We start from the raw sequence: 3985 nt of genomic DNA on the forward strand, positions 1-3985 counted from the left end.
AACATTTGAAAATAAGGAGATTTGCAGCCTTTCCATTGTCGAGCGAAAATTGGATTTAGTAACTTCCTCCTCTAACTCTTTTGAAAGTGTCTGCCATAATTTTGCTCCAACATCCCGAACATAACTCTCATTACAGTGCTTTTCCTGGGCAATTTCGCTGTATTTCTTACCTTGCAGAGTTCCCCGTGCGATCGCCTGTTGCAAGTCATCAAGGTGTTGACCCGTCTTAGCAAACACCAGAGCGTCAGCGAGTTTTAACACTTCCTCAAGATTCATAGAGTTGGGTAGATTTCGTGATTTTCCGTATTATACCCAACAAATTCTGGCATTTTACAACAAATTCTGCCATTTTCCAGCATTTGTGACGATGGGGAGTTGGAATGAACGACAAAATTGCCAGCAAAATTGAGCATTTTAGTCTAGGCAACGCTTTGAGTTTTAAGGAAAATAGAATAGTGCTGAAAAATTTATTTTATGACAAAGGATAAGCAAGATTATGAGCCAATGGCAAAATGCGGGTAATGGTATGGAAGCAAAAATTACAAATAAGGGGGCACTTATGATCCGCGAGGCTGGTAAATACCCTTCTAATGATGACTATCCTCATTTCAGCGCTGAATTTGATAGTAAAGGTAACATTATTGACTTTCATGCTTCTGATTCTCGATCAGGGAGTCGTTTTGGGCGAGATGAAATAGTTAAAACGGCTTTAACTTTTTTAAAAGGAAAAGGAATGCTGTAGTTGGTAGGGTGCGTTAGTCGTGGCAAAATATATGACTTGAATTGAAAAGTTTTATTCCCGACGTAACGCACCTTTTTTTCACAAAGATAAAGGTGCGTTACGTCGGATTTTTAAATCTCAGTAAAAACTAAAGTTTTTGACCGAGGTAACCCACCCTACCAAAAAATTAAAAAACCCAGCCAAGAAACCGGATTTCTATGAAAACTTTCGTTCGGTGACATAAATGGTCTGAAGCAATCCGGTTCTCTGAAGTAGGCGATCGCCTCTCAGCAACCAACCAAAGAAACCGGGTTTCTATGAGCCCTTGGGTTGGGTGACAGAGATGGTATTAAGAAACCCGGTTTCGGAGTTTTTTCATCGACTAAGTACAAACTAATTGCGATGAAATAATCTAATACAAACTGCATTAAAATCTGCGCCCTTCATCAATCATTTCTCGAATAGAAGTTGGGGACAGCGCCACTTCTTGCTGCAATTTTCGCATTTGCTCAATTGCTTGTTGAATTGATTGTTTAGTGGTCAATTTGCCCCAGGCATTATGTTTTGGTCTAGTTTCTTCCCTATTCATATTAGTTTGCCTCCCCCGCCAACAGGCAATTATTATCTTAAATGTTCTAAAACTAACAGTTGTAGTCCCGATATAGAAGGCAAACGGACATCATTGGTCAAAAAGAATGAAGCCCGATTAACAATCGCTGTCGCCATTTGAATAGAATCAAGTGTTTGCAGATTGTAAATCGCTCGCAGTTCTGCGGCTTTTTCAGCAATCTCTCTAGAAACTTCTACAGTCCTTAAGGTAGGGGGAAAAGGAAAGGATATTACGATATCGATCTGCCAAGGTCCTGTCTAATTGTCGCAAGGGATAGACTAGAACTTCTAGTAACGTTATCACCGATGTGACTACCCTAAATTCACCGCGCTCCATTGCTTCAAAGAAAGCATCCATCATATTTATATAGGTGGGATTTTCTTCAATAAAGTAAATTAGTGGTGCCGTATCTAATCCCACCAATTGTCCTTGTAACTGATTTATCCATTCCATGAAGCTCGTTCCTGATCGACATATTCTTGTGCATCAATTCCATTCCAAATTTCCTTACCCAAGCCCCGCAATTCGGTAATACTATGTTGTGGTTTAGGAATCACCCGATGACGCACATCTGCTAACAGTTCGGATATCAATCGCAATTGTTCGTCCGGCGGAAGGCTTAGAGCTTCATTCAGTACCTCATGGTAAGAAGACATACACTTTCTCCTGTAAATCTATTGCTCGGTTCGTTCTGTTATTGTTGGTAAGCTTAGATTAAGCGATCGCCTAAATCAAATGGATTGAATATACTCAACCCCTCAATCAATATAGGTTTGACTTCTAGCACACAATTAAGATAATAAATTAGGATGTTGGTATCCAGCAGATATTTTTTACTCATCTCATTCTTATTTTACGCGGAAACTCAAATGGCTATCATTCTTATTGTAGCAAGAGTTCTCCCTCGGAAAGAAAGGGATCGCATTCTATTTTCCCCGGCGATCGCGCTTTTTCCCAGAAACCAGACCCAGAAACCGGGTTTCTATCAGCTATAAGGTTAAGTGACAGAGATTTGGTTAAGAAACCCGGTTTCTGAAGCCCTCAACCAACCCCGCAAAGAAACCGGATTTCTATCAGCTATGAAGCTTGGGTGACAAAGAGGGTCTGAAGAAACCCGGTTTTTGAATGAGTCATCGCCTGAATACGGATTTAATTCACCGCCAACAAACCCGACATATTCAGCACTTTTTCTGACCAAATCTTTGTTTGTTCTGCAAAAGCGCTTCGTTGTTCTTCATCCTGCCAAATCCTTTCCCAACAATACTGCCAACAAGCTAACTGCACTTGTAACTCTGCTAACTCAGCTGCGATTTCCACCTCGGTATCTTTAGCTGTCCATTCAATAAATAGCTTACTTTCTTGCAGCAGACTTGCCACCATATCGCAATTTGCTGAATTTTGACATCGAGATTTAATTCGTGCCAAATTTGATGCCAAATTTCCCAAACGAATGGAAATCTTATCTTGCAAATAGCGTTGTTTTAAACCGTTCCAATCTCTCATAAGCCTCCTAATAAATTTTTCACAATCTCAGCCACCCGTTCTCGAATAGTTGGATCTTGAATGTCCATAGATCGATTGTTTTGACGCGGACGAATATTAATTAAAGATTCATAACCGACTTCTTGGGTCAATGGATACCAATCGGCTCCCCAGATATCTACTTGCTTGCTTGCTTCCATTTTCTAGTAAAACAGCTTCGCAATCCGCGTGAAGTTCTCCCCCTCCAGCCAAAATTTTCCTTTCAATATCTACTGCTAGTTTAATATAATCGTCAAGGGTTTCTAGCATTTGTTCAAGTTGCTCTTTAGTCCCCCGCTCTTGAATGAGATAAATCATGCCTAAATCAACTCAACATTTAATAAAATATCACGGTTTAATGTCTTTCTAGGTGTTACATGAAGGTTGGGTGACAGAGATTTGGTCAAGAAACCCGGTTTCTGCTGGCACGTTCCGCAAGATAGGGCGAGGGAATCGTCGCTGTAGCAAGCAACCAAAGAAATCGGGTTTCTATGAGCCTTTTGGTTGGGTGACAAAGATTGTTGGTCCTGAGTATTCAATAATCCCAACAACCAATGACCAAAGGACCAACAACCAATGACCAATGACCAATGACCAATGACCAATGACTAACCCAAATATCCTCGGGTGACAAAGGGGATATCCACAACCTCCCCAGTCACCTCACCCACTTGCACCTGCAAACCTGCACCTCCTGCCTTCGTGCGAATATAGGCTAATCCAAAAGGTCCTTGCGGAGTATCTGTGTAACTGGTGAGGGTGCCAACTTTCTCTTCTCCCATCGTCACCACCGTTCCTGGGGATGCGGGTGCAGTGAGTTTGACCCCCCAGAGTTGCACTTTGACGCCTTTGTAGGTATTCAAGCGGGCGATCGTTTCTTGTCCGATGTAGCAGCCTTTATCAAAGGAGATATTGTGCCATAATCCAGCTTCTAAGGGGTTGTAATCCTCTGTCAGTTCGTAGTCGGGTGCAGGACGTCCTTGTTGAATTCGCAGTTGTTCCCAACCCTGGGTTCCCAAGGGAACGGCACCCCCATCGGTGAGGAATTTCCACAGGGATGCGGCATCATGGCGATCGCAAATGAGGGTATAACCGGGGAGGGCCAATCCACTGCCGACAGCAACTCGAACTTG

11 protein-coding genes are annotated in these 3985 nt (G+C 42.2%); 1 reads left to right on the top strand and 10 read right to left on the bottom strand.

What is annotated here, in order from left to right:
- Window positions 1-276, bottom strand: a 276-nt coding sequence (locus tag J0895_RS24615) for a helix-turn-helix domain-containing protein (protein WP_479724817.1), incomplete at its 3' end; no start/stop codon positions are given.
- 220 nt (window positions 277-496) lie between these two features.
- Between J0895_RS24615 and J0895_RS24620 the strand changes: the two genes are divergently transcribed.
- Window positions 497-742 carry a hypothetical protein gene (locus J0895_RS24620; protein ID WP_207090620.1) on the top strand — a complete coding sequence of 82 codons (246 nt, stop codon included), beginning with the start codon at window positions 497-499 and terminating at the stop codon, window positions 740-742.
- Window positions 743-1148: 406 nt separating this feature from the next.
- Here J0895_RS24620 and J0895_RS24625 read toward each other — a convergent pair whose 3' ends face one another.
- The 9 genes from J0895_RS24625 to ygfZ all read right to left on the bottom strand — a co-directional run.
- Window positions 1149-1310, bottom strand: a complete 162-nt coding sequence (locus J0895_RS24625) for a hypothetical protein (protein ID WP_207090621.1) — start codon at window positions 1308-1310, stop codon at window positions 1149-1151.
- 32 nt (window positions 1311-1342) lie between these two features.
- The gene (locus J0895_RS27060) at window positions 1343-1573 is read right to left on the bottom strand and encodes a type II toxin-antitoxin system VapC family toxin (protein WP_207090626.1); all 231 of its coding nucleotides are present in this window, start codon (window positions 1571-1573) and stop codon (window positions 1343-1345) included.
- Window positions 1515-1784, bottom strand: coding sequence for a type II toxin-antitoxin system VapC family toxin (locus tag J0895_RS24635; RefSeq protein ID WP_207090622.1), 270 nt, complete (start codon window positions 1782-1784; stop codon window positions 1515-1517). Before J0895_RS24635 ends, J0895_RS27060 begins: the two co-directional genes overlap by 59 nt.
- A complete protein-coding gene (locus J0895_RS24640; protein WP_207090623.1) occupies window positions 1772-1987 on the bottom strand; it encodes a hypothetical protein in 216 nt (71 codons plus the stop codon). The genes J0895_RS24635 and J0895_RS24640 overlap by 13 nt, the downstream gene beginning before the upstream one ends.
- A gap of 53 nt (window positions 1988-2040) precedes the next feature.
- A complete protein-coding gene (locus J0895_RS26610; RefSeq protein ID WP_277989899.1) occupies window positions 2041-2172 on the bottom strand; it encodes a hypothetical protein in 132 nt (43 codons plus the stop codon).
- Between the two features lie 308 nt (window positions 2173-2480).
- A complete protein-coding gene (locus J0895_RS24645; protein WP_207090624.1) occupies window positions 2481-2834 on the bottom strand; it encodes a hypothetical protein in 354 nt (117 codons plus the stop codon).
- Window positions 2831-3013: a DUF5674 family protein gene (locus J0895_RS24650; protein ID WP_207090625.1), complete on the bottom strand. Its 183-nt coding sequence runs from the start codon at window positions 3011-3013 to the stop codon at window positions 2831-2833. The genes J0895_RS24645 and J0895_RS24650 overlap by 4 nt, the downstream gene beginning before the upstream one ends.
- A complete protein-coding gene (locus tag J0895_RS27065) occupies window positions 2943-3170 on the bottom strand; it encodes a DUF5674 family protein (protein ID WP_422894352.1) in 228 nt (75 codons plus the stop codon). The genes J0895_RS24650 and J0895_RS27065 overlap by 71 nt, the downstream gene beginning before the upstream one ends.
- A gap of 290 nt (window positions 3171-3460) precedes the next feature.
- On the bottom strand, window positions 3461-3985 hold a 525-nt coding region (gene ygfZ / locus J0895_RS24655), incomplete at its 5' end, for a CAF17-like 4Fe-4S cluster assembly/insertion protein YgfZ (RefSeq protein ID WP_422894353.1).

Origin of the sequence: Phormidium pseudopriestleyi FRX01 (assembly GCF_017313335.1) — a bacterium.
Lineage (GTDB): Bacteria > Cyanobacteriota > Cyanobacteriia > Cyanobacteriales > Laspinemataceae > Laspinema > Laspinema pseudopriestleyi.

What these genes read in the sequence shown, in the direction of transcription:
- J0895_RS24620 (WP_207090620.1), top strand. Translation starts at nt 497, where the DNA reads ATGAGCCAATGGCAAAATGCGGGTAATGGTATGGAAGCAAAAATTACA.
- J0895_RS24625 (WP_207090621.1), bottom strand. Translation starts at nt 1,310, where the DNA reads ATGAATAGGGAAGAAACTAGACCAAAACATAATGCCTGGGGCAAATTG.
- J0895_RS24635 (WP_207090622.1), bottom strand. Translation starts at nt 1,784, where the DNA reads ATGGAATGGATAAATCAGTTACAAGGACAATTGGTGGGATTAGATACG.
- J0895_RS24640 (WP_207090623.1), bottom strand. Translation starts at nt 1,987, where the DNA reads ATGTCTTCTTACCATGAGGTACTGAATGAAGCTCTAAGCCTTCCGCCG.
- J0895_RS26610 (WP_277989899.1), bottom strand. Translation starts at nt 2,172, where the DNA reads ATGAGTAAAAAATATCTGCTGGATACCAACATCCTAATTTATTATCTT.
- J0895_RS24645 (WP_207090624.1), bottom strand. Translation starts at nt 2,834, where the DNA reads ATGAGAGATTGGAACGGTTTAAAACAACGCTATTTGCAAGATAAGATT.
- J0895_RS24650 (WP_207090625.1), bottom strand. Translation starts at nt 3,013, where the DNA reads ATGGAAGCAAGCAAGCAAGTAGATATCTGGGGAGCCGATTGGTATCCA.
- J0895_RS27065 (WP_422894352.1), bottom strand. Translation starts at nt 3,170, where the DNA reads ATGATTTATCTCATTCAAGAGCGGGGGACTAAAGAGCAACTTGAACAA.